The 20,824-nt window shown below is 74.1% G+C and carries 17 protein-coding genes; 14 read left to right on the plus strand and 3 right to left on the minus strand.

Going from position 1 to position 20,824, the window contains the following annotated elements; genetic code table 11:
* From AB0E19_RS36860 to AB0E19_RS36915, 12 genes are all read left to right on the plus strand, one after another.
* On the plus strand, positions 1–1,233 hold a 1,233-nt coding region (locus tag AB0E19_RS36860), incomplete at its 5' end, for a hypothetical protein (RefSeq protein WP_362189025.1).
* A gap of 140 nt (positions 1,234–1,373) precedes the next feature.
* Positions 1,374–1,994, plus strand: coding sequence for a class F sortase (locus tag AB0E19_RS36865; RefSeq protein WP_362189028.1), 621 nt, complete (start codon positions 1,374–1,376; stop codon positions 1,992–1,994).
* 47 nt (positions 1,995–2,041) lie between these two features.
* The gene (locus tag AB0E19_RS36870) at positions 2,042–2,698 is read left to right on the plus strand and encodes a PH domain-containing protein (RefSeq protein WP_362189031.1); all 657 of its coding nucleotides are present in this window, start codon (positions 2,042–2,044) and stop codon (positions 2,696–2,698) included.
* A 142-nt stretch (positions 2,699–2,840) separates the two neighbouring features.
* A complete protein-coding gene (locus tag AB0E19_RS36875; RefSeq protein WP_362189034.1) occupies positions 2,841–3,212 on the plus strand; it encodes a DUF1508 domain-containing protein in 372 nt (123 codons plus the stop codon).
* Between the two features lie 78 nt (positions 3,213–3,290).
* Positions 3,291–4,343 carry a phosphate ABC transporter permease subunit PstC gene (gene pstC / locus AB0E19_RS36880; protein WP_362189037.1) on the plus strand — a complete coding sequence of 351 codons (1,053 nt, stop codon included), beginning with the start codon at positions 3,291–3,293 and terminating at the stop codon, positions 4,341–4,343.
* A 12-nt stretch (positions 4,344–4,355) separates the two neighbouring features.
* Positions 4,356–5,570 (plus strand): phosphate ABC transporter permease PstA, encoded by a 1,215-nt coding sequence (gene pstA, locus AB0E19_RS36885; RefSeq protein ID WP_362189040.1) that lies wholly within the window; start codon positions 4,356–4,358, stop codon positions 5,568–5,570.
* The gene (gene pstS, locus AB0E19_RS36890; RefSeq protein WP_362189043.1) at positions 5,567–7,438 is read left to right on the plus strand and encodes a phosphate ABC transporter substrate-binding protein PstS; all 1,872 of its coding nucleotides are present in this window, start codon (positions 5,567–5,569) and stop codon (positions 7,436–7,438) included. The genes pstA and pstS overlap by 4 nt, the downstream gene beginning before the upstream one ends.
* Positions 7,435–10,017 (plus strand): hypothetical protein, encoded by a 2,583-nt coding sequence (locus AB0E19_RS36895; RefSeq protein ID WP_362189046.1) that lies wholly within the window; start codon positions 7,435–7,437, stop codon positions 10,015–10,017. Before pstS ends, AB0E19_RS36895 begins: the two co-directional genes overlap by 4 nt.
* 133 nt (positions 10,018–10,150) lie before the next feature.
* Positions 10,151–11,125 (plus strand): substrate-binding domain-containing protein, encoded by a 975-nt coding sequence (locus AB0E19_RS36900; protein WP_362189049.1) that lies wholly within the window; start codon positions 10,151–10,153, stop codon positions 11,123–11,125.
* A 149-nt stretch (positions 11,126–11,274) separates the two neighbouring features.
* Positions 11,275–12,555: an LPXTG cell wall anchor domain-containing protein gene (locus tag AB0E19_RS36905; RefSeq protein WP_362189052.1), complete on the plus strand. Its 1,281-nt coding sequence runs from the start codon at positions 11,275–11,277 to the stop codon at positions 12,553–12,555.
* A complete protein-coding gene (locus tag AB0E19_RS36910; RefSeq protein WP_362189055.1) occupies positions 12,552–13,427 on the plus strand; it encodes a class E sortase in 876 nt (291 codons plus the stop codon). Before AB0E19_RS36905 ends, AB0E19_RS36910 begins: the two co-directional genes overlap by 4 nt.
* A gap of 85 nt (positions 13,428–13,512) precedes the next feature.
* Complete coding sequence (locus tag AB0E19_RS36915) at positions 13,513–14,301, plus strand: phosphate ABC transporter ATP-binding protein (RefSeq protein WP_362189069.1); 789 nt, start codon at positions 13,513–13,515, stop codon at positions 14,299–14,301.
* A 62-nt stretch (positions 14,302–14,363) separates the two neighbouring features.
* On the opposite strand, the gene AB0E19_RS36920 is transcribed toward AB0E19_RS36915, so the two are convergent.
* The 3 genes from AB0E19_RS36920 to AB0E19_RS36930 form a co-directional block, all read right to left on the minus strand.
* Complete coding sequence (locus AB0E19_RS36920) at positions 14,364–16,016, minus strand: phospho-sugar mutase (protein WP_362189058.1); 1,653 nt, start codon at positions 16,014–16,016, stop codon at positions 14,364–14,366.
* 333 nt (positions 16,017–16,349) lie between these two features.
* Positions 16,350–17,153 carry a purine-nucleoside phosphorylase gene (locus AB0E19_RS36925; protein WP_351099485.1) on the minus strand — a complete coding sequence of 268 codons (804 nt, stop codon included), beginning with the start codon at positions 17,151–17,153 and terminating at the stop codon, positions 16,350–16,352.
* 162 nt (positions 17,154–17,315) lie between these two features.
* Positions 17,316–17,753: a gamma-glutamylcyclotransferase gene (locus AB0E19_RS36930; RefSeq protein WP_169088906.1), complete on the minus strand. Its 438-nt coding sequence runs from the start codon at positions 17,751–17,753 to the stop codon at positions 17,316–17,318.
* A 230-nt stretch (positions 17,754–17,983) separates the two neighbouring features.
* On the opposite strand from AB0E19_RS36930, the gene AB0E19_RS36935 reads away from it, so the two are divergent.
* Together AB0E19_RS36935 and AB0E19_RS36940 are read left to right on the plus strand one after the other, a co-directional pair.
* Complete coding sequence (locus tag AB0E19_RS36935; protein ID WP_362189063.1) at positions 17,984–19,423, plus strand: NAD(P)H-quinone dehydrogenase; 1,440 nt, start codon at positions 17,984–17,986, stop codon at positions 19,421–19,423.
* Between the two features lie 189 nt (positions 19,424–19,612).
* Positions 19,613–20,578, plus strand: coding sequence for a DeoR/GlpR family DNA-binding transcription regulator (locus AB0E19_RS36940; protein WP_362189066.1), 966 nt, complete (start codon positions 19,613–19,615; stop codon positions 20,576–20,578).
* Positions 20,579–20,824: the final 246 nt, after the last annotated feature.

Genomic DNA, 20,824 nt, shown 5'->3' on the forward strand with positions numbered 1-20,824 from the left:
GACGTGCTGGTCCGCACCGTGGAGCTCGACGGGGGGCTGACGGCGAAGGTCTACAACAAGGGCACCCAGCACCGGTACTTCACCGCGACCGTCCTGCGCGGCACCTCCGTCCTGGGCGAGCTGAAGGCCGGCGGCGGCTACGACGCCACCGACACCGGGATCTTCTCCGGGTACGCCGTGACCCTCGACGCCGAGGGCAAGGTCACCGCCGTCGAGGCGGGCCCCGAGCACGCCACGCTGGTCCGCACCGAGACGCTGCTCACCGGCACCGTCGCCAAGATCTACAAGCTCAAGGAGGAGAACTACTTCGCGGTCCTCTTCCGCGACGGCCACAAGGTCGGCGAGCTCCACGCGGTGACCCGCTCCGTCGCGGGCCAGGACAACGGCGAGTACCTCGTCCTCAACCCCGACGGCTCGATCCACAACTGGATCGGCAACTCCGCCCCCGCCAAGCCCGGCCGGTACCGCCTCGCGGACGGCACGATCGTCGAGGTCGACGAGAAGGACGGCTACTACGGCCTCCGCTCCGCCACCGCCGGGAGCGGCGGCTTCATCTACCTCAAGGGCGGCGACCGCAAGGTCTACTTCTTCGGCAAGGCCGTCGTCGTCCTGGAGTCGCCCGGCACCTTCGCCGCGTACGTCCCGGGCGCCGCGAAGCAGTCCGCGCCCGTGCCGGTGACCTCCCAGCCGGCCACCCCGCCGCCGGCGGAGGTCCTGGACGGGCCGATCGTCATCGGGAAGTGCGCGGTCACCCAGGAGATCCGTTCCTCCTTCGGCGTGGACTGGCTTCTCGTCATGACCAACGACCAGGAGAAGGGCCCCTGGGCCGTCCTCAAGAACCCGCAGCACGAGGTCGTCTCCCGGGTCGACCGCGCGCACCCCGTCGACGGTGCCAACGGCCTGCGCATCGACGGCGCGGACACCGCCACGCCGCGCCTCGGCCAGCGCACCCAGGGCGGCGACACGCCCTGGCGCTACAACGCCTTCCCCGCCCTGCCGAAGGGCTGCGACGAGGCTGCCGCGCCCGCCCCCTCCGCCTCCGCGCCCCAGAACTCCGCCCAGGGCGGCCAGACCTCCGTCGTCCCGCAGGGCGGCGTCGCGGCCGGCGCCGAGCTCGCCGCCGAGGAGGGGTCCGGCACGCTGGTCGCCGCCGGCGCCGGTGCCGCCGCGCTGACCGCCGCCGGGCTCGGCTTCCTGGCGATGCGCCGCCGCACCGCCGGCGTCCGCGGCTGACCCCGCACGGGCCCGTACCCGCCCCGTCGTACCCCGCTCCCCGCCCCTTGACCCGAGCCCGGAGCGTCTCCACCCCACCCCCGGCCGGCCGTCGCGTTCCCCGCGGCGGCCGGCCGCACCCCGTCCTCCCGGAGCCCCGCATGCGCCGCCGCCGTACCGTCACCGCCGCCGTCCTCCTCGTGGCCGCCCTCGCCGGCTGTTCGGCCGGGGGTGCGCCCGACGCCGTCACCCCGCCCGCCCGGATCGTGGAGTCGGCCGCGCCGGCGCCGGCCGCCACTGCCGCGCCCGTGAAGCCGCTCGCCCGTTCGCTGCCCGTGCGGGTCGAGCTGCCGGCGGCCGGGGTGGACGCGCGGGGCGTCCTGGAGCTCGGGCTGAACGCCGACGGGACCGTCGAGGTGCCCTCGGTCGCCCAGGCCGAGCGGATCGGCTGGTACGGGAAGGGCGTCACGCCCGGCGAGACCGGCCCCGCCGTCCTCATCGGGCACTTCGACACCGAGCGCGGGCCCGCCGTCCTCAAGGACGTCGCCAAGGTCCGGGTCGGCGACCCGGTCACCGTGACCCGGGCCGACGGCACCGTCGCGGTCTTCCGGGTCCGCGAGCTGGAGCAGGTCGACAAGGACGCCTTCCCGACGGAGAAGGTGTACGGGAACACCCGCCGGCCCGAGCTGCGCCTGATCACCTGCGGCGGCGAGCTCGTCGACGGCCACCGGCCGGACAACATCATCCTGTACGCGGACCTGGCCGAGGTCCGGCGGGGCTGAGCCCCCGGGGAGCGCCCCGCGCCGCCTCCTGAGGCAGAATCGGCGGCATGACGAGCCCCGCGCCCTCCGAGCCGAACTCCGGGTCGAACCCCGAGCCGACCTCCGCCGACCGCGTCTACCGGTCCTCCTTCGGGATCGCGGGGGGTGTCTTCCTGCTCGCCCTGGCGCTCGTCTTCGCGGGCGACGCGCTGGTGCGCGGCGAGGGGCGGGCGCCCTGGCTGGCGCTGGCCGGTCTGCTGCTCGCCGTGCCGGTGATCACCGCCTTCACGATCCGGCCCGCCGTCCACGCCAACGAGGACCGGCTCCGGATCCGCAACCCGTTCCGGTCGATCGTGCTGCCCTGGGCCGCCGTCGCCGACGTCCGGGCCGGGTACTCCAGCGAGGTGTTCACGCACGAGGGCGCCAAGTACCAGCTGTGGGCCATGCCCGTCTCGCTGCGCCAGCGGAAGAAGGCGGCGCGCCAGGCCGCCCGCGCCTCCCAGGACGACCCCCACGGGCGCACCTCCGTGACCGCCGACGTCCGGGACTCCGCCTCGCGCGTCGCGGCCGGCGACCAGAACGTCGCCGACCTGCGGGAGATGGCCGAGCGGTACCAGGGCCGGGCCGGGGCGCAGGGCGCGCCGGCGGTCCGGTGGGCGTACGAGATCATGGCGCCGGCCGTCGTCGGCCTGGTCCTCCTGGTGGTGCTCGGCGCGACCGGCTGAGCCCCGGCCCGCGTCCCCCTCACCCCGCCGGTGTCCTAGGGGCAACGGCGGGGTGAAGCATGCCCCGGGCCGTTGGTTTAGCCCCCGACGATCCCGGCCGTGTCCCTAGATTGCCTGTGCCGAGACTGTGGGGGTGGGGGCAATGACCAAGGGCACCGGTGTGTCCGGGACGCGCTGTCTGGTGGACGTCAGAGCCGACGGACGATACGGCTGGCGGCTGGTCGCGCAGAACGGGCGGGTGGTGGCGCGGTCGGGGCAGTGCTTCGCCGACCACGCCGCCTGCCGGGCGGCGTTCGCGGCGCTCTGCGCGGGGCACGCGGCCATGGGCGGCGGGGTGCAGCACACCGCCACCGGCAACGGCTGGGTGTGGCTGCTGAGGGACGCCGACGGACACCCCGCGGCCTACTCCGGGAGGGCGTACGAGCGCCACTCCACCTGTCGTGCCGCCTACGCCCGCTTCCGTGCGCTGCTGACCGCCGAGGCGGCGCAGTGGACATCAACCGCCTTATGGTGAACGGAAGTTGCCTCGCAGGAGCCCCTCGTTCACGTCTCGTGGCGCGCATGTCAACCAGGCGGGACTTACGTCAGGGGCGTGACGACCGCGACGACCGATCCGAATGATCCGACCGTGCCTCCCGCCGCCGCCGGCCCGCGGCACGGGGCCCCGCACGACACGCCGCGGCGGCTGTACGCCGACCCCGGCCCCGCCGACCGCGTCTTCCGCGGCGTCGCCCGCGCCGGCGGCGGCCTCGTCCTCGCCGTGATGCTCCTCGTCGGCGGCTTCCTGCTGCACCGCGCCCGGCAGGCCCTCGACCGGGCCGGCGGCTCCTTCCTCACCACCGAGAACTGGGAGCCGGACGCCGGACGGTTCGGCATCGCCGCCGTGCTCCTCGGCACCGTCCTCATCGCCCTCGTCGCGATCGCCGTCGCCGTGCCGCTCGCCACCGGCGCCGCGCTCTACATCTCCGAGTACGCCCCGCCCGGGCTGCGCCGCACCCTGATCTCCACCGTCGACCTGATGGCCGCCGTGCCCTCGGTCGTCTACGGCCTGTGGGGTGTGTTCTGGCTGGAGGAATCGATCCTGCCGATCGCCCGCTGGATCTCCGCGTACCTCGGCTGGATCCCCTTCCTGCGCGTCGACGGCGCCGACCCCGACGACCCGCTCGCCCCGCCCACCGTCTACACCTCCTCCACCTTCGTCGCCGGGCTGGTCGTCGCGATGATGGTGGCGCCGATCATCTGCTCGATCATGCGCGAGGTCTTCTCCCAGGCCCCCGCCGGCGAACGCGAGGGCGCCTACGCGCTCGGCGCCACCCGCTGGGGCATGATCCGCGCCGTCGTCCTGCCCTTCGGCAAGGGCGGCATGATCGGCGGCACCATGCTCGGCCTCGGCCGCGCCCTCGGCGAGACCATCGCCGTCTACATGGTCATCTCGCAGGTCTTCACGATCCAGTGGCACGTCCTGCAGACCGGCACCAGCTCGGTCTCCTCGCTCATCGCCCTGCGCTACGGCGAGGCCACCGCCTTCGGCATGTCCGCCCTGATGGCGGCCGGCTTCGCGCTCTTCGTCATGACCCTGATCGTCAACTTCGCCGCCTCGTCCATCGTCGCCCGCAGCCGCTCCGGCGCCTCCAGCGACGCGTAACAGGGGAACCCCATGACCATCGCCCCGGAGCGGCCGACCGTGCGGCCGGCCGCCAAGGAGGACCCGCCGCCGGGATCCGAACGGCGCCGCACCACGGGCGGCACGCGCGCCACCGACGTGTACGCCGTCCTCGGCGCGGGCGCCGCCGCGCTCGCCCTCGCCTGGCTGCTCTTCGCCCGGCTGCTGCCCTTCAGCGGCACCGTCGGCTTCGTCCTCGTCGCGTACGCCCTCTTCCTCGGCCTCTACGCCCTGCTCGTCTCCTTCGACGAGGACGGGCCCACCGTCCGCGACCGGGTCGCCGGCGTGGTCGTCCACACCCTCGGGCTCGTCCTCCTCGCCGTCCTCGTCTTCGTCGTCGCCTTCACCCTCTGGGAGGGCCGCGAGGCCCTCGCCCACCTCAACTTCTTCACCGAGGACATGAGCCTCGCCGGGCCGCTCGAACCCCTCGACGTCGGCGGCGTCCTGCACGCCGTCGTCGGCACCCTCGAACAGGTCGGCATCGCGCTCGTCCTCACCGTCCCCGCCGGCATCGTCTGCGCCGTCTTCCTCAACGAGGTCCCCGGCGCGTTCGCGCGCCTGGTCCGCACGATCGTCGAGGCGATGACCGCCCTGCCGTCGATCGTCGCCGGCCTCTTCGTCTACGCGACCGTCATCCTGGCGCTCGGCATGGGGCGCTCCGGGTTCGCCGCCGCCCTCGCCCTCGCCGTGATGATGCTGCCGATCATCATCCGCGCCTCCGACGTCGTCATCCGGCTCGTCCCCGGCACCCTGCGCGAGGCCTCGTACGCCATGGGCGCCTCCCGCTGGCGCACCGTCCGGCACGTCGTGCTCCCCACCGCCCGCTCCGGGCTCACCACCGCCGTCATCCTCGGCACCGCGCGCGGGGTGGGCGAGACCTCCCCGGTGCTGCTCACGGCCGGCTTCACCGCCGAGCTCAACGCGCTGCCGACCTCCGGCGCCCAGGTCTCCCTGCCGCTCGCCACCTTCGAGCTGGTCAAGTCGCCCGAACCGAACATGATCGCCCGCGGCTTCGGCACCGCCGCCGTGCTCATGCTCCTCGTCCTGCTGCTCTTCGTGCTCGCCCGGATCGCCGGCGGGCGCGGACCGGGGCAGCTGACGAAGCGCCAGGAGCGGCGGCGGGCGGTGGCCTCCCGCCAGGACGCGGCCCGGTTCGCCCGCGCCTCCCTCGCACCTTCCCCGCCCGTACCTCCGAGGAGCACGTCGTGAGATCGCCCGTCCCGCTCACCCGCACCCTCCTGGGCCTGGGCACCGTGCTCTGCGCGCTGCTCGCCCTCCTCGCGGGCCCGCCCGCCGCCCAGGCCGCCGGCTACACCAAGATCACCGGCTCCGGCTCCACCTGGAGCTCCAACGCCGTCGAGCAGTGGCGCCGCAACATCGGCGCCAACGCCGGACTCACCGTCAACTTCAACGCCAACGGCTCCTCGCAGGGCCGGGAGCAGTTCAAGAACGGCACCGTCGACTTCGCCGTCTCCGAGATCCCCTACGGGCTCACCGACGGCGGCGCGACCGACGTCCCGCCGAGCCGCGGCTACGCCTACATGCCGATCGTCGCCGGCGGCACCGCCTTCATGTACAACCTCCGCATCGGCGGCCGCCAGGTCACCAACCTGCGCCTCTCCGGCCCCGTCCTCGCGAAGGTCTTCACCGGGCAGCTGACCATGTGGAACGCCCCGGAGATCAAGGCCGACAACCCCGGCCTGGTCCTCCCCGCCCGCCGGATCGTGCCCGTCGTCCGCTCCGACGGCTCGGGCACCACCGCCCAGTTCACGACCTGGCTGGCCAAGGAGCACGGCGCGGTCTGGAACGACCACTGCCGCCGCGCCGGCCGCTCCACCCCCTGCGGGATGACCTCCTACTTCCCCGTCGCCCCCGGCACGACGACGGTCGCCAAGTCCGGCTCCCTCGGCGTCTCGGCGCACGTCCGCCAGCCGCAGGGCGAGGGCGCGATCACCTACGTCGAGTACTCGTACGCCGTCAACGCGCACTTCCCGGTCGCCAAGGTCCTCAACCGCTCCGGCCACTACGTCGAACCGACCGCCCAGGCCGTCGCCGTCGCCCTCCTCCAGGCCCGCATCGACACCGACCGCTCCTCCCCCGACTACCTGACCCAGATCCTCGACGGCGTGTACCGCTCCGGCGACGACCGCGCCTATCCGCTGTCCAGTTACAGCTACATGGTCGTCCCCACCTCGCAGACCGCGCCGCACACCACCGACAAGGGCCGCTCGCTCGGCACCTTCGCCCGCTACTTCCTCTGCGAGGGCCAGCAGCAGGCCGAGGAGCTGGGCTACTCGCCCCTCCCGAAGAACCTCGTCCAGGCCGGCTTCGACCAGGTCCGCCGCATCCCCGGCGCCCCCACCGGCGCCGTGGACCTCGCCACCTGCCGCAACCCCACCTTCTCCGCCGACGGCTCCAACACCCTGGCCAAGAACGCCCCCAGGCCGAAGGCCTGCGACAAGCAGGGCGCGCAGCAGTGCGCGGACGGCACCGGCGGAGCCCGGGGCGTCCCGACCCAGGTCGGCGGCGGCTCCTCCTCCGGCGGCTCCTCCTCCGGCGGCGCGTCCTCCGGCGGCGCCGTCGGCGGCTCGTCCACCGGCGGTTCCGCCTCGGGCGGCGCCGACGGGTCCGGCTCCGGCGGCGGTTCGGTCGGCGGTACGGGCCCGGCTTCGGGCGGCGGCGCGAACGGCGGCGGCACGGGCACGGGAACGGGTTCCACCGGCGCGACCGGCACCGCGGGCACCGGCAGGTCCACCGCCGGCACCGGTGCGGCCTCCGGCTCCGGGCCGGATTCCGGCAGCGGCACCACGGGCTCCGGCGGCGCCGCCGTCGACCCCGACACCGGCGAGATCATCGCCGACGGCGGCGCGGGCGGTGCCGGCACCGGCGCGGGCGGCCCCGGCGGCGGGAACACCGTCGTCGGCACGCCCGTCACCCTCGCCGCCGACTCGGGCGCCGGCCTGCGGGGCCTCCTGATGGTCCTCTCGGCCTTCCTGCTCCTCGCCACGGTCGTCGCCCCGCCGCTCGTCGGCCGGCTCATGACCCACCGCGCCGACCGCCGGGGAGGCCTCCGATGAAGCCGAACCGCGCCCGCGCCGGCGGCCTCGGCGCCCTCCTCGCCGCCGTCGTCCTCGCCCTCCTCCCGCTGCCCCGGGACACCGCCGCGGTCGCCGCCGAGCCGGAGAGCTCGGCGATGACGAAGCGCGGCACGGCGGGCCCGTACGACGACTTCTCCGCCCTGGAGGTGACCGTCCACCAGACGAGGAACCTGCGCGGGCAGGGGGTGCGGGTCAGCTGGAAGGGCGGGAAGCCGACGAACTCCAACCGCACCGACTACCTCCAGCTCATGCAGTGCTGGGGGGACGACCCGGCGGGACCCAGGCGCGAGCAGTGCCAGTTCGGGGCCGCCGCCACCGGCAACGGCGGCTTCGGCAGCTTCGTCGCGCAGCGGCTGATCCCGGTGGGCAGCGACCCCCGGGAGACGGAGTACGACGAACTCGTCCCGAGCCCGGAGTACCCCGGGCAGACGACGGATCCGTTCGTCCCCTTCACGCCCGTCTCGGGTCCGCCGACGACGAAGCTCACCGACTGGACCTACTACAGCCCCAGCGACACCAACGAGGAGTTCTTCGCCGTCACCCAGCCCGACGGTACCGGCGAGGCGGGCTTCCACCTCCAGTCCACCCGGGAGGCCCCGCACCTCGGCTGCGGCGACCCGCTCGGCACGGGCGCCGAGCCGCGCGGCCGGAAGTGCTGGCTCGTCGTGGTGCCGCGCGGTTCCCACGACCCGAACGGGACCCGGGGGTTCCCGGTCACCTCACCGCTCTCCACCGCCAACTGGAACCAGCGGATCGTCTTCCCGCTCGACTTCCTGCCCGTCGGCGACGCCTGCCCGGCCGACAAGGCCGAACGCCGGATGACCGGCTCCGAGCTGGTCACCGACGCCGTCACCTCCTGGCAGGCGTCCCTGTGCGCCACCGGCACCAGCCGCTTCACCTTCTCCCAGCGGGGCGAGGAGCTGGCCCGCAGCAGCCTGCTCGCCCCGACGTCCACCTCCCCGGGGCTCGCCTTCACCGTCGAACCGGTCGCGGACGGGGAGAAATCGGGCTTCGTCCACGCCCCCGTGGCCGTCAACGCGCTCACCGTCGGCTTCTACTGGGAGGCCAACACGATCGGGCTCGTCAAGGAGATCCGGCTGAACCAGCGCCTCCTCGCGAAACTGCTCACCGCCTCGTACCCGTACGACGTCCGGATGCTCACCGACAAGGCGCCCGTACCGGACCACCTGAAGGACAATCCGCAGTCCATCGTCAGGGACCCGGAATTCCTGAAGCTCAATCCGAAATTCGAGGAGGTCCCGCAGCCGCCGCAGGTCTACCCCGGCGGAATTCTCCTTTCCGCCGAACGCTCGGACACCACGAAGGTCGTCTGGGACTACCTGCGGAGCAATTCAGACGCGCGTGCCTTCCTCGAAGGAAAGCCGGATCCCTGGGGCATGAGGATCAACCCCCACTTCAAGGAGCTGGGGCTCGCCTCCCGCAGCAGCGACGAGTTCCCCAAGGCGGACCCCACCCTCACCGAGCTCCGGCTCGTGGAGGGCGAGGAGGCGATCAGCTACGGCATCGTCGAGCGCTCCCCGTACGCGAACGACATGCACGACGCCGCGCGCTGGATCCGGCGCGGCACCAACGGGGCCAAGGACAACGTCTCCCGCGACTCGGTCAGCAACGCCCTGCGCCTCGTCTCCGCCGACGTCCTGGTCGGCTCCCGGCGCGCCTACGGCATCACCGACAGCGCCTCCGCCGCCCGCTACCAGCTGCAGATCGCCGCCCTGGCCAACGCCGACGGCGCCTTCGTCCTGCCCACCACCGGCTCCATGATCCAGGCGGTCGAGCAGTTCGAGGACTCCTCCGTCGCCGGAGTCCTCGCCCCCGACCCGGCGCGGGCCGGGAAGGGCGCCTACCCGCTGACCGTGGTCGGCTACGCCGCCGCCTCCACCAGCCTCCCCGCCGACGCCCGCAAGGACTACGCCCGGGTCATGCGGTACGCGGCCGACGCCGGGCAGCGGCAGGGCACCGCCCCCGGTCAGCTGCCGCCCGGCTACGCCCCGCTGCCCCGGAAGCTGAGGCTCCAGGCCGTCGCGGCCGCCGACCGCCTGGAGCGCGGGGCGCCGGCCGGACCCGGCGACACGGCCGGGGGCACGGCCGCCGGCTCCGCCTCGGGCACCGGCTCCGACGGCGGGACGGGCACCGGGTCCGGCACCTCGTCCGGCGGCGGGACGGGCTCCGCGTCCGGACCGGGCGGGGCCGAGGGCTCCCCGCGCCCGGGCGACGCCGCCGGATCGGGCGGCGGCGCGAGCGGCGGTGGTGCCGGGGACACGACGGGGGGTACGGACGCCTCCGCCCCGCCGTCCTCGGCGCCGCCGACGTCCGGCGGGGCCGGCAACGGCTCCGGGGGAGCCCCGCCGGAGAAGCTCGCCGGCACCGGCAGCACCCCGTCCCAGCTCCTCGGCGCCGTCCGCTGGGTCCTCCTGGCGGTCCTCCTCGTCGGCGGCACGGCCGGCCTCGCCGGGCCCGCGCTCCTGGGATTCGCGGGCCGCCGCGCGGCGCCCTCGGATTCACCTAGGACAGGAATTCGTAACCTGAAAAGCGGCTGAACGTGGTGGTTCCCGGATCCACCCGTGCGGAATTGTTGTTCCCGGCCGGTCGACGGACCGGCCGGGAAATGAGAATCCGGATTCTGCTTGTGCGTCCATTCCATGACATCCGTTTTCACGGAGGAGATCAGAAGTGAACGTCAAGTCCCGCGCTCGTCTCGGTGCCGCCCTCGGTGTGGCCGCCCTCGGTCTCGGTGCCGCCTTCGCCCCGGCGGCCCAGGCCGACCCCACCCCGGTCACCCAGTACCGCACCCTGGCCGGTGTCGGCTCGGACACGACCCAGGACGTCATGAACGGCCTCGGCGACGTCGTCGTCAACGCCTTCGGCCAGAAGATCATCGCCTCCTGGAACGCCACCGGCACGGCCACCATCAAGACCAAGGCCACCGGCTGTGTGATCAACCGCCCGAACGGCTCCTCGGCCGGCATCGACGCGCTCCGCAACGCCGTGGACACCAACTCCGGCTGCCTCGACTTCGCCCGCTCCTCGCGCGGCCCGGCCGACAGCAGCACCACGGACCTCACCTGGATCCCCTTCGCCAAGGACGCGGTGTCCTGGGTCAAGCGCTCCGACAGCACCCTGCCGTCCGACCTGACGGCCGCGCAGCTCAAGGCGATCTACGAGTGCACCACCACCTCCCTCAATGGCGTGGCCCTCACCCCGATCCTGCCGCAGGCCAACTCCGGCACCCGCCAGTTCTTCCTCTCCTCCATCGGCGTGACCACCCCGGGCGCCTGCGTCACCCAGGGCGCCCAGGAGAACGACGGCACCGTCCTCGACACCGCCGGCGACATCGCCCCGTACTCGGTCGCCCAGTACACGGCGCAGGAGAAGGCCGTCGTCACCGACCGCCGCGGCGCCGCCGTGCTCGGCTCCGTCGCCACGATCGCCCCGCGCAACGCCGACAAGACGCTCAACCTCTCCTTCCCCTTCACGCGTGACGTCTACAACGTCGTCCCGACCGCGAAGCTGACGAACGCCACCATCGCCTCCACCTTCGTCGGCTCGACCTCCAAGGTCTGCGCCGCCGGCACGACGATCGCCACCTACGGCTTCGGCGCCCTCGGCGCCAACTGCGGCACCACGACCCTCAAGGGCGAGCGCTGACCGCCACGCCCCCTCGACCGCGCGCCGGCCGGGCACCCCAGGGTGCCCGGCCCCACGGCGTACCCCCGCCCACCGTCCGCGACCGCCCGCGACCTCCCGTGCCGCGTCCACGTCGCCGGCCACCATCCGCCCCGGAGGACATCCGTCCCATGCACCAGGTCACGCCCCTCAGATCACCCGTGGCACTGCTCACGGCCCTCGCCCTCCTCTGCGGCGCCCTCGCCCTCGTCCTGGGCCTGTCCACGCCCGCCTCCGCCGTCACCCGGCACGGCGGCTTCACGACGGACCCCGCCACCGGCACCCTCGCGGCCGGCCTGTCGTCCGTCACCGCCGACGGCCCCTGCCCCGCGCCCGCCGAGGCCGACGAGCCGTACGTGAAGGGCGTCCTGACCCTGGTGGCCACCGGCGACCCGACCCTCACCGCGCCGATCGCCGAGGTCGCCCCCGGCGGGCCGCTCGGCACCACCCCGATATCCGGCCCGCTCACCGGCTCCGGAGCCGGCTACGCCCCCCTCCAGGACCGGCTGCGCGAGCTGGTGCCCTCCGGGCCCCTGGACGGCCGGTACGAACTGCGGCTCTCCTGCGAGACGGCGGACTCCGAGGCGCGGGCCGCGTACTTCTCCCGGATGATCGAGGTCACGGGGGAGAACTGGTCCTCCATCGGCCAGCAGGCGACCAACCTGAAGGTCGGCTCCGACAGCGCCACCCCGCCCGTGGGCCGCGCCTTCCCGATCCGGGCCGAGATCGAACCGGCCGCCGCGGCGGGCACCGTCACCTTCCTCACCCTCGACGAGGCGACCGGCGAGATCAAGGAGCTCGGCACCGAGGACCTCGTGGACGGCAAGGCGGAGACCACGGCCACCATGCACGACACGGTCAACGCCTCCTTCCCCGTCCTCGCGCAGTACACCCCCGCCGACCCGGCCGCGTACACGCCCAGCCAGGTCCTGGAGACGTTCACGGCCGGCCCCGCCGTCACCCCGAGCCCCACGGACACCCCGACCCCCACCGGCACCCCGACCCCCACCGGTACCCCGACGCCCACGGGCACGCCGACGGACGGACCGACCGACGAGCCGACGGACGGGCCCACCGGCGAGCCGACCGACGAGCCCACCCCCACGGACACGCCCGGCACCGGTGCCACTCCCACGCCGACGGAGTCCGGATCCGCGTCCGGCTCCGGCTCCGGCTCCGGCGACACCACCGGCACCACCGGCGACCCGTCCGGCTCCTCCGGCGCCGGTGACAGCGGGTCGACCGGGTCCGGCTCCACCGGCGCCTCCCCGCAGGGCGGTTCCGGCGGCACCCTCGCCGCCACCGGCGCCGCCTCCGCCGCCTCCGCCGCGCTCGGGGCGCTCTCGCTCTGCCTGCTCGGCGCCGCCGCCGTCCTCACGGTCCGCCGCCGCGAGGCGGTCGCCCGGCCGTGACCACCGCACCGGCTCCCGCCGCCCCCCGTGCCGGGCTCGCCCTGGCCGGGGCGGCGCTGTGCGTGCTCGCCGCGCTGCTCATCGGCTTCGCCGCCAACCTCACCGTCGTCGGCCACCTCCAGCACGCCCGCGACCAGGCCACCGCGTACGACGAACTCCGCGAGCAACTCGCCCTCGGCACCGCCCCGGTGGGGCAGACGACCTACGACGGCAGGCCGCTCGCCCCCGGCGACCCCGTCGCCCTGCTCCGCATCCCGGTCCTCGGGCTGCGCGAGGTCGTCGCCGAGGGCACCACCTCGGAGGTCCTCATGTCGGGACCGGGCCACCGCCGCGACACCCCGCTGCCCGGCCAGGCCGGGACGGCGGTCCTCATGGGCCGCCAGTGGGGCTACGGCAGCCCCTTCAACGACCTGCACCGGCTGCCGTCCGGCGCCCGCGTCGAGGTGACCACCGGCCAGGGCGAGGCCGTGTACGAGGTGGTGGGCGTGCGGCGGCCCGGCGACCCGACCCGGCCCGTGCCCGGCGCCGGGGAGGGCCGGCTCACCCTGGTGACCGCCGACGGAGCCGCGTACACCCCGGAGAACCACCTCTTCGTCGACGCGAAGCTGGTCTCCGACGTCCAGCCCAGCCCGCCGCGCCCGCTGCGGCCCGGCTGGATCACCGACGCCGAGAAGTCGCTCGCCGGCGACCCGGCCGCCTGGCCGAAGATCTTCCTCGGCGCCCAGGCCCTGTTCCTCGCCGCCGTCCTCACCGTCGCCGCCCGCCGCCGCTGGGGCCCCCGCCAGACCTGGACCGCCGCCACCCCGGTGCTCATCGCGCTCGGCGTCCTGGTCTCCGGCGAGCTGACCCGCCTCCTCCCCAACCTCCTCTGAACATCGTGGAGTTGATGAAACTGTGACCGACGTGACCCACGTGACCGACGTCGCCGACACCGTCGTCCTGCCGTCCGCCGGATCCGTGCCGTCGACCCGGGCGGGCGCGCTCGAAGCCGAGGCCGTCTCCGCCTGGTTCGGCGACCGCAAGGTCCTCGACCGGGTCTCGCTCGCCATGCCCGCCCGCGAGGTGACCGCCCTCATCGGCCCCTCCGGCTGCGGCAAGTCCACCTTCCTGCGCATCCTCAACCGGATGCACGAACTCATCGGCTCCGCCGCCCTGTCGGGCCGGGTCCTCCTCGACGGCGCCGACATCTACGACCGGGGCCGCCGGATCACCCACGCCCGCCGCGAGATCGGCATGGTCTTCCAGAAGCCCAACCCGTTCCCCGCGATGTCCCTGTACGAGAACGTCCTCGCCGGCCTCAAGCTCGGCGGCGTCCGCGCGGGCCGCGACGAGAAGGACGCGCTCGTGGAGGAGTGCCTGACCCGGGCCGGCCTCTGGAACGAGGTCAAGGACCGGCTCCGGCAGCCCGGCGGGGCCCTCTCCGGCGGCCAGCAGCAGCGCCTGTGCATCGCCCGCGCGCTCGCCGTCCGCCCCCGGGTGCTCCTCATGGACGAGCCCTGCTCGGCCCTCGACCCGACCTCCACCCGGCGCGTCGAGGAGACCATCGCCGAGCTCAAGTCCGAGGTGACGATCGTGATCGTCACCCACAACATGCAGCAGGCCGCCCGGGTCTCCGACTCCTGCGCCTTCTTCCTCGCGGAGCAGGGCACCCCCGGCGCCATCGTCGAGCACGGCCCCACGGAGACGATGTTCGACGCCCCGGCCGACCCGCGGACCGCGGACTACGTCAACGGCCGCTTCGGCTGACGCGGACGGCGACACGGCGGAGGGCCGGTACGGGAACCCCGTACCGGCCCTCCGCCGTCCGGCTACAGCCCCGCGGCCGCCGCCAGGTCCTTCTTCAGCGCGCCCAGCACCTCGGCGCCGGTGGCGCGGGCGGACGCGAGACCGCTCGCGTCGGCGACCGGGACCACGACCTCCAGGTAGCACTTCAGCTTGGGCTCCGTGCCCGAGGGGCGGACGATCACCCGGGCCTTGTAGGCGCCCTCCAGGTGGTAGCGCAGGCCGTCCGTGGGCGGCAGCGACTCCGTGCCCTTGGTGAGGTCCTCCGCCGAGACGACGGTCAGCCCCGCGAGCCGCACCGGCGGGGTCTCGCGCAGGGCGGCCATCGCGTTCGCGATGATGCCGAGGTCCTCCACGCGCACCGACAGCTGGTCGGTGGCGTGCAGCCCGTGCGCGACCGCCAGGTCGTCGAGCAGGTCGGTCAGCGTCCGGTCCCGCTCCTTCAGCTCCGAGGCCAGCTCGGCGACGAGCAGCGCCGCGGTGATGCCGTCCTTGTCGCGGACGCCCTCCGGGTCCACGCAGTAGCCGAGCGCCTCCTCGTAGCCGTACCGCAGCCCGTCGACGCGGGCGATCCACTTGAAGCCGGTCAGGGTCTCCTCGTACCCGACCCCGGCCGCCTCGGCGATCCGCCCGAGCAGCGAGGACGAGACGATCGACTCCGCGAAGACGCCCCGGGCGCCCTTGTGCACGAGGTGCGCGGCGAGCAGCGCGCCCACCTCGTCGCCGCGGAGCATCCGCCAGCCGCCCTCGGCGGAGGCGTCCGGCACGGCGACGGCGCAGCGGTCGGCGTCCGGGTCGTTGGCGATGACGATGTCGGGGTCCACGGCCCGGGCCGCCTCGAAGGCCAGGTCCATGGCCCCCGGCTCCTCCGGGTTGGGGAAGGACACGGTCGGGAACGCCGGGTCGGGCTCGGCCTGCGCGGCGACGAGCGCCGGCGGCGGGAAGCCGTGCCGGGCGAAGGCGGCGGTGAGCACGTCCTTGCCGACGCCGTGCATGGCCGTGTAGACGGTCCGCACGCTCCGCGGCGACCCGGGCGTCAGGACGGCGTCGGTCCGGGCGAGATAGGCCTCCAGGACCTCCTCCCCGAGCACCTCCCACCCGTTCTCCGGACGCGGCACGTCGGCCAGCGCCCGTACGGCGTCGATCTCGGCCGCGATCTCGGCGTCGGCCGGCGGCACGATCTGCGAGCCGTCGCCGAGGTACACCTTGTAGCCGTTGTCGCGGGGCGGGTTGTGGCTCGCGGTCACCTCGACGCCGGCGACGGCGCCCAGGTGCCTTATGGCGAACGCGAGGACGGGCGTCGGCAGCGGGCGCGGCAGCAGCGCGGCGCGCAGTCCGGCGCCGGTCATCACGGCGGCGGTGTCCCGGGCGAAGTCCTCGGACTTGTACCGGGCGTCGTACCCGATGACGACAAGGCCGCCGGCCTGCCCCTTCTTCCGCAGGTACGCGGCGAGCCCGGCGGCGGCCCGGATCACCACGGCCCGGTTCATCCGCATGGGTCCGGCGCCCAGCTCCCCGCGGAGCCCCGCGGTGCCGAACTGCAGCGTCCCGGCGAACCGGACCGCCAGCTCGTCGGTGTCCCCCCGGTCGAGGAGCGCGCCGAGCTCCTCGCGGGTCTCGGAATCGGGATCCTCGGCGAGCCACGCCTGGGCCCGGGCGAGGAGTTCGTCCTGCGTCACGGTGATGCGCCTTTCGGAGAGCGGGTGGGGGTGGTGGAGCGGGTGCGGGTGGGTGATGTGCGGGGTGGGCCGCTGCGCGGAGCCTTCCCCGCCCCGCCCCTGCCCGTAACTGTCGGCAAGCCGAATCCAGCCCCGCCGGCGTTCGGGGCGCGGGGGTCCGGGGGGCGGAGCCCCCCGGTCACGGGAAGGGGCGGAGTGGGGGGGAAGCCCCGCGCAGCGGCCCCCGCCCCCGCCCGCCCCCGGACGGGCGCCCCGGCGGTCGGAGGCCGCCGCAGCGGCCCGAAGCCCGTGCGGCCCCCTGGGGCCGAGCGGTGCGCGGGGCGCGGAAAGGACTCAGATCCGGTCGAGGACCCGCGTCAGCAGTTCGCCCATCCGGGCCGCCGAGTCCCGCCCCGCCTGGAGGACCTCCTCGTGGTTCAGCGGCTCGCCCGAGAGCCCCGCCGCGAGGTTGGTGACCAGGGAGATGCCGAGGACCTCCGCGCCGGCCTCGCGCGCGGCGATGGCCTCCAGGACGGTGGACATGCCGACGAGGTCGCCGCCCATGACGCGGACCATGTTGATCTCGGCGGGCGTCTCGTAGTGGGGGCCGGGGAACTGGACGTACACGCCCTCCTCCAGCGTCTCGTCGACCTCCTTGCACAGCGCCCGCAGCCGCGGCGAGTACAGGTCCGTCAGGTCGACGAAGTTCGCGCCGACGATCGGCGACGCGGCCGTCAGGTTGATGTGGTCGGAGATGAGGACCGGCTGGCCGGGGCGCATGCCCTCGCGCAGGCCGCCGCAGCCGTTCGTCAGCACGACGGTCTTCACGCCGGCGGCGACGGCCGTACGGACGCCGTGGGCGACGGAGGCGACACCGCGGCCCTCGTAGAAGTGGGTGCGGCCGAGGAAGACCAGGGCGCGCTTCTCGCCGATCTTGTACGAGCGGACCTTGCCGCCGTGGCCCTCGACGGCCGGCGGCGGGAAGCCCGGGAGCTCGGTCACGGGGAACTCGGCCTCGGGGGCGCCGAGGGCGTCCACGGCCGGCGCCCAGCCGGAGCCCATGACCAGGGCGACGTCGTGGTTCTCGACTCCGGTCAGCTCGCGCAGTCGCGCGGCTGCGGCCTCGGCGGCCTCGTACGGGGTGGCAGTAGCGTTCACTGGCTCTCTCGCCTCGGGGAGGGGGTCCGAGGGCGGTCACCCCGGACGGAATTCATTCGCCAAGAAGCCTAGCCCGAGAATTCCTACGCGCGTAGATGACGGCGCGGACGGACATGCGATCGTTGTCTTGTCGTTTCCGACGAAAACATGCCGGCCCGCCCCTCAGCAGGGGCGCTTGCGGAGCTCCATCACGTAGTCGTGCGGCGCCCCCGCCGACTCCGCCGCGTCGGCGACCTCGCCCAGGTAGCGCGCGGACGGCAGCCCGCCCTCGTAGGCGTTGAGCACGTACACCCAGGCCGGCTCCTCGCCGTCGAGGGTGTGCACCCGGACCCGCATCCGCCGGTAGATGTCGAGGCCGACGCCCTCCCAGCGGTCCATCGAGTCCTCGTCCATCGGCGCGATGTCGTACAGCGCCACGAAGACCTGCTGGCGGGGGGCCTCCACGAGGGTGGCCAGCGCCCCCTCCCAGCCCATCTGCTCCCCGCCGAAGGTGAGCCGCCAGCCGTTCAGCCAGCCGGTGCCGCGCAGCGGTGAGTGCGGGGCGCGGCGGCTCATCAGCCGCGGGTCGAGGTTGCCGGCGTACGCGGCGTAGAGCGACATGGGTCCGAGGGTACGGGAGGGACGGGGGTGGACGACGAACCCCGAGGTGGCGGCCGCCCGAGTGCTTCCGCGGCGCCCCGGACGGCTTTTTCCGGCCCCGGCGCGAGAGACCGCGCGGCGTACGGGACAATGGAGTACGCACTTGAAGCGTGCGGGACAATGGCGTACGCACTGCACCCCATGGGGGCCGCACACCCCCGGCAGAACGAGAGCGCGAGGCGTAGATCCCAGTGACCCGGATCGTGATCATCGGCGGCGGACCCGGCGGATACGAGGCGGCCCTGGTGGGCGCCCAACTCGGCGCGGAGGTGACCGTCGTCGACTGCGACGGCCTCGGCGGCGCGTCCGTCCTGACCGACTGCGTCCCCTCCAAGACCCTGATCGCCACCGCCGAGGTGATGACCACCTTCGACTCCTCCTACGAGGAGCTGGGCATCATCGTCGCGGACGACACCCCGCACGTCGAGCAGGCCGCCCGCGTCGTCGGCGTGGACCTCGGCAAGGTCAACCGACGGGTGAAGCGCCTCGCGCTGGCCCAGTCGCACGACATCACCGCCTCCGTCACCCGGGCGGGCGCCCGGGTGCTGCGCGGCCGCGGCCGGCTCTCCGGCCGGCAGGCCATGGACGGCTCCCGCCAGGTGGTCGTCACCGCCGCCGACGGCACCGAGGAGACGCTGACCGCCGACGCCGTGCTGATCGCCACCGGCGGTCACCCGCGCGAGGTGCCCGACGCCAAGCCGGACGGCGAGCGGATCCTGAACTGGACGCAGGTCTACGACCTCAAGGAGCTCCCCGAGGAGCTCATCGTGGTCGGTTCCGGCGTGACCGGCGCCGAGTTCGCCGGCGCCTACCAGGCCCTCGGCTCCCGCGTCACCCTCGTCTCCTCCCGCGACCGGGTGCTCCCGGGCGAGGACCCGGACGCGGCCGCGGTCCTGGAGGACGTCTTCCGCCGCCGCGGCATGAACGTCATGGCCCGCTCCCGCGCCGAGTCCGCCAAGCGGGTCGGCGACCGGGTCGAGGTCACCCTCTCGGACGGCCGGGTCATCTCCGGCACCCACTGCCTGATGGCCGTCGGCGCGATCCCGAACTCCGCCGGCATGGGCCTGGAGGAGGCCGGGGTCAAGCTCAAGGACTCCGGGCACATCTGGACCGACAAGGTCTCCCGCACCACCGCCCCCGGCGTGTACGCGGCGGGCGACGTCACCGGTGTCTTCGCGCTCGCCTCGGTCGCCGCCATGCAGGGCCGGATCGCGATGTACCACTTCCTCGGCGACGCGGTGGCCCCGCTCAACCTGAAGACGGTCTCCTCGAACGTCTTCACGGACCCCGAGATCGCCACCGTCGGCTACACGCAGGCCGACGTCGACGCGGGCAAGATCGACGCCAAGGTCGTCAAGCTGCCGCTGCTGCGCAACCCGCGCGCCAAGATGCAGGGCATCCGGGACGGCTTCGTCAAGATCTTCTGCCGCCCCGGCACCGGCATCGTGGTCGGCGGCTGTGTCGTCGCCCCCCGGGCGAGCGAGCTGATCCACCCGATCTCGATCGCGGTCGACAACAATCTGACGGTCGAACAGATCGCAAATGCTTTCACCGTGTACCCCTCCCTGTCGGGCTCGATCGCGGAAGTGGCACGGCAGTTGCACACCCGAAAGACCTCGGGCGAGGCGTAGTCCCGGCGGCGATCACGCTCCCCGCCTGCGGGAACGGTTCGCCGACTCGGACAACCCCCGGCAAGACGGGGCATAGATCGATCAAAGGCGGGGCTCTCCATACCACTTGGGGGCCCCGCCTGTGTGTATATTCCGCAATCCGGCGCATAGTGCTGAAAACCAACGGCAGTGCACGTTACTGTCAGTTTCGTGTTCGCTGCAGAACGTCGCCAGTTGATCCTCGAAATGGTGCGAGCCAATGGGGCCGTGTCGCTCCGCGAGCTCGCCCGCGTCGTCCAGACCTCAGAAGTGACCGTGCGCCGCGACGTACGGGCCCTGGAGGCAGAAGGACTCCTCGACCGCCGGCACGGCGGTGCGGTGTTGCCGGGCGGATTCACGCGAGAATCCGGCTTCCCGCAGAAATCCCATCTCGCGACCGCGGAGAAGACGGCCATCGCCGACGTCGCCGCGAGCCTGGTCGAAGAGGGCGAGGCCATCGTCGTCGGCGCCGGGACCACCACCCAGGAGCTGGCCCGCCGGCTCGCCCGGGTCCCCGGCCTGACCGTGGTCACCAACTCGCTGCTCGTCGCCCAGGCGCTGGCGCACGCCAACCGCGTCGAGGTCGTCATGACCGGGGGCACCCTGCGCGGCTCCAACTACGCCCTGGTGGGCAGTGGCGCCGAACAGTCCCTCCAGGGACTGCGGGTCTCGCGCGCCTTCCTCTCCGGCAGCGGCCTCACCGCCGAGCGCGGCCTCTCCACCTCCAACATGCTCTCCGCGAGCGTGGACCGGGCGCTGGTGCAGGCGGCGGCCGAGGTCGTGGTCCTCGCCGACCACACCAAGCTCGGCACCGACACCATGTTCCAGACGGTGCCGACGGACGTGATCACCCGCCTGGTCACCGACGAGCCGCCGCCGCACGACGAGCGCGCCGCCTCCGAGCTCCAGGCCCTCGCCGACCAGGGCGTGCAGATCGCCGTGGCCGGCACCGGCCCGAGCGCCGCCCCCGCCGCCGAGCAGCTGCCGCCGGGCGTCCGGGGCCGCCGTGAGATGCCGCTGCCCGTGCAGCGCGGCGGCAGGATGCCCACGGGTCAGTTCCGGGGCCCCGGCCCCGGCGTCCTCGGTGCCGAGCCCCTGGAGCGCACGGCCCGCGTCGCGGACCTCCGCCGCCGCTGAGCCCGGGCACGGTCCCGTACGACCCCGGGCACGAGCCCGTACGCAGTGAGCCGCCCCACCCCTTCCGCCGAGCACGGCAGCCGCCGGGTACGGCGAAGGGCCCCCAGGCGGCTGCCTGCGGGCCCTTCCTCGTGCGCTGGGCGGATCCGGGCCGTCAGGCCTTGATGTCGCAGATGCCGGCGCCGGAGGTGACGGACGCGCCGACCTCGGCGTTGAGTCCGGTCACGGTGCCGGACTTGTGGGCGT

The organism is Streptomyces sp. NPDC047974, assembly GCF_040653375.1.
Taxonomy (GTDB): Bacteria; Actinomycetota; Actinomycetes; order Streptomycetales; family Streptomycetaceae; genus Streptomyces.